Genomic DNA, 3673 nt, shown 5'->3' with positions numbered 1-3673 from the left:
CTGAATTAACATCACACCCGGATCACCCTCATGGGGCAGGCCATCTGTCGACCGATCCATAGTTCCGCCTTCAGCCATTTCAGCAGTAATTGAGATTCTGCATCGAACATCTCCACGTAACCGTCTGGCGCAATAGTCCCTCTCGCATCGAATTCTATGGGACCTGACTTCGTGAACCCAGGCCGAGCACCCACACCGAACAGGGAGATCAGACGATGAAAAGACTTTCTTTCGACAGTAGGCCGCGAGAGGCAGCGCACCATAGAGAAGGAAAACTCTTCTGGCCGCCTCCTATGAGGTCAATCGTCCGTGGGATGATTGCGGAATGGCGCATCAAAAGGGCTATTGAGGAGTTGCGGCGTTGTAGTGACCATACGCTCAAAGACTTCGGTATCACGCGCTTGGAAATTGAGTGTATGGTCCGCCATGGCAGGCGCCGTAACCGCCCTTAGTTCAACCATTTGCCATGCGCGTCGACCGAGCAGGTCCCATGCTCCTGAGAATCACCTAAAATTCGGATTGCGTAGCACGATGACTTGGAACGTAGATACAAGGGAGCCTAGATCTATTGAGACGGACGCAGCTGCGGACAACCTCCCCTCGTCCGGAAGACGCTGGATGTCTGCTATTGTGTTCGTTGACCTAACAGGATTTACCGGACTGAGTGAAGATGTCGGCCTTGATGCCACCCATAAGTTATTGACCCAGTTCCATGAGATTGTCAGATGCGCGGCTGAGGCATCGGACGGCCGAGTTTCAGCCAGATCTGGCGATGGAGCGATGATGTTCTTTCACGGTGGTGTAGACCCAACGCAAGATGCTGTACGTGCACTCTTGGCCTGCGCAAGCTTGATCCGGCAGATGGAAACTTGGATAGCCGGGTTTAGTCATTCTAGACCTCCTGATGGATTTAGGGTCGCCGCACATTTTGGTGAAGTCCTGATTGCACAGCTATCCTGCAGAGACAATAGTCGAAGCACTCCTCTTGGCGATGTCGTGAATGTAGCCCATCGGCTTCTTGAGGTCGCAAAGGAAAAAGGAGCAGACCTCGCCCTCAGTGGAGATCTGATACATGCTGCGGCTCCCTTGATGCCCAATCTTTTGGAGGGCCTAGGGCGCCGAGAGTATGTGGCGATCCGTGGGCGCAAGCAGGGAGTGTGCGTTTACACGGCACTTGCGCCGGCACTGCTCCCAGCTGCAGAGCTCCGAAATCCGTCGAACCTGCAGGACGTGTCGCATGTTGTCAGACGCGACAAGAGTTGGGCAAGCGCCTGATGGAGTAGTCACGCGGCTCGGTCAGCGATAGCCCAAATCCCTAGGATCACCCGGTAGGGGTGGTCAACTCTCTGTTCACTTCGCAATTTGGAGAACTGCTAAGGAAGTGGTCAATGGCTCACGCGATAGAAGCACACCGAAGCCACTAGCGGCAGGCATAATCTCTTCTAACCGTGAGCGGCCCATTGATGCGGGAAATCCTTTAGTGAATACGGCAACGGCCACCTTCGCGATGAATGACTCAACAGGGTCCTGCTTCATTGACAGTTCGGCGAGAGTAACCAAGCCTTAAACCGGGGCTCGTGATTGAATGCTGCCGTATAGGAGCCCTTCGCTGCCTACAGCTCGACTGTGTTTGAGCGTCGCTTCTGGCGTCGCGTCGGGCCTGACCGTGGAGCCGGTCCGCAGTGTAGCAGCATAGGATTGCCCTATTGCCCTGCGGCTGGTCTAGCCACGATCGACAGCAGTGCACTCCATTTGGCCCGCAGTGCCTCGCGCAGGAATCGCCTCACTGCAGCCATGTTGCCGAACTCGCAGAAGGAGAATTCTACTGTATCTCCGTTGCTGTCGACTGCGATGGAGATACTGCCATTGCGAACCATAGTTCAGGTCCCATCGGCACGCTGCTTGCTGGAGCAAGCCCCTTTCGCGTCAACTGAACTGCTTCATCAATTCGAGCGAGTAACGAGTAAGCTATCTACGGCTGATCGTATGACGAACGGTGGTGCTGTGCTAGGCAACCGCTCTCGACGATGCACCGGTAAAAGCTGTCGGCCAAGTGCTACCGGGCGAAAGCAGAAGTTCGGAGTGACTGTAGTGCACGCCCTTCAGCCCGTGCCCCGATTAGGAGAGTTCCGGCCGAACGCATGATGCACCGAGATAGCTATCTCGGCGCAAATTCCAGCGTTCGGTGCAGCGATAGAGCCGGAGCTTCAACGCCCAAGGTATGATCTCACACTGAATTCGCTATTGTCGGTTCATATTGTCCTCCTGCCTCGCCATTTTGGCAAGCGGCCGTCCCGCGGCCGCCGCATGCCGGCTGGCACTGGCGTCGCAACAAGATCAATTCCGAGTAGGTGGGATCACCAAGTGACCCAACATTCCGTTGCTCTGCGGACGAACACGTGGCCGGAGAAAACCGGCGCCGTTGTCAGCCTCATGTTCGGAAGCCGCTCCGTGAGCACACTCAGGCTCTCTTCGAGTTCAGCCCGCCCCAGCGCGTCGGCAATGCACCTGTGTGGACCTCCACCGAACGCAAGGTTGGAAAGTGTGAGATCGGGACGGAATATATCGAAGCTACCGGCGCGTTGGAAAACCCGCTCATCCCGCAAAGCCGACATGAACGAAAGAATTACGAGCTGGCCAGCAGGCAATGTCGATTCACCGATCTCGATGTCTTCGGCAGCAATCCTTACCACGCCAGCAATTCCCGGTTCAAACCGCAGAGACTCCGCGACCGCAGCTGGCACATAGGTCGGGTCGGCGCAAACAGCTTTCCACTGCTCAGGATTTGAAAGTAGATTAGCGGTCTGAGCTACTACTGCAGTTCGAACTGACTCGGTTCCGCCAATGATAAGCTGAATGATCTGTATGAGCACTTCCATGCTGGAAAGCTGAGCGTCAGCCTCCACAAGCGTCAGGTAGTGCGACAGAAAATCGTCAGCGCGACCATTCCACTTCCGCGATACAAGGGTTTCGAGGTAGTCCTGTAGTCGACTGGCTGCCGCTTCTGCATTGTAAATGGCATCAGCCGTGGCGTGCGGTCTGAAGAACTCGTTCATCTCGTAGATATCGAGCATGAACGATGGAGTCTCTCCATCCGGAATTCCGAGCATTTTGGCAAGAGCAAGCGCTGGCAGCTTGGTGGCATACCAGCTGCCTAGCTCGAACGAGCCTTCACCGTAGCCCTCCTCCAGCAGCGCCTCAGCAGCATGACGGACGTGTGAGCGGAAGTTGCTGACGACTTGGCTTGCCACTGCCCTCGATAATGCGGATCGGCGACGCTCGTGAACATGGTTATTTGCGGTCAGCATTCCATGTTGGAATATGTCGAATAGTGCGCCGCCAGTGATGCCGCTTTGCACCGGCACTGCAGTTCCGGTTGCCTGCAATCGCGGGTCGCTAGAGAGACGGGCCACATCCTCGTACCGCAAGACAATGTAGCCGCCGGTCTGAAGGGTCGCGATTGGATAGGATGCGCGGTGTTGTCTGAAGGCATCGTGCGCATCTCTTTCGAGCTCTGCCGATGTGATATTTGGGACTTCCCAGGCCGTTTGTTCTTTCTTCATAGCTATTCCTTTCTGCAATTCTGAAGTGTCAAAGCTAGCCTTCCAGTTTCACCGGCAGGTGGTCTCTAGCTGTGAGATCTGAGGAGGTTGTTCATCCCGTCTGAGGGCCT

General features: G+C 55.6%; 3 protein-coding genes. 1 reads left to right on the top strand and 2 read right to left on the bottom strand.

From position 1 onward, the window contains the following. Window positions 1-215: 215 nt before the first annotated feature. The gene (locus tag LG661_RS25630) at window positions 216-452 is read left to right on the top strand and encodes a DUF1127 domain-containing protein (RefSeq protein WP_407666839.1); all 237 of its coding nucleotides are present in this window, start codon (window positions 216-218) and stop codon (window positions 450-452) included. A gap of 499 nt (window positions 453-951) precedes the next feature. Here LG661_RS25630 and LG661_RS25195 read toward each other — a convergent pair whose 3' ends face one another. Both LG661_RS25195 and LG661_RS24240 read right to left on the bottom strand, forming a co-directional pair. Further along, on the bottom strand, window positions 952-1074 hold the full coding sequence (locus LG661_RS25195) for a hypothetical protein (protein WP_268995516.1): 123 nt from the start codon (window positions 1072-1074) through the stop codon (window positions 952-954). A gap of 1283 nt (window positions 1075-2357) precedes the next feature. Further along, entirely contained in the window at window positions 2358-3563 is a 1206-nt protein-coding gene (locus tag LG661_RS24240; RefSeq protein WP_230534565.1) for a cytochrome P450, read from the bottom strand. Window positions 3564-3673 lie beyond the last annotated feature (110 nt).

The sequence above is a fragment of the Microvirga roseola genome, from assembly GCF_020866965.1.
Lineage (GTDB): Bacteria > Pseudomonadota > Alphaproteobacteria > Rhizobiales > Beijerinckiaceae > Microvirga > Microvirga roseola.
Note: the sequence above shows the minus strand (reverse complement) of the source record. Positions and strands in the feature narration are given on the sequence as shown.

Coding starts and splice junctions, on each gene's coding strand:
- LG661_RS25630 (WP_407666839.1), top strand. CDS start 216: ATGAAAAGACTTTCTTTCGACAGTAGGCCGCGAGAGGCAGCGCACCAT.
- LG661_RS25195 (WP_268995516.1), bottom strand. CDS start 1,074: ATGTATCAGATCTCCACTGAGGGCGAGGTCTGCTCCTTTTTCCTTTGC.
- LG661_RS24240 (WP_230534565.1), bottom strand. CDS start 3,563: ATGAAGAAAGAACAAACGGCCTGGGAAGTCCCAAATATCACATCGGCA.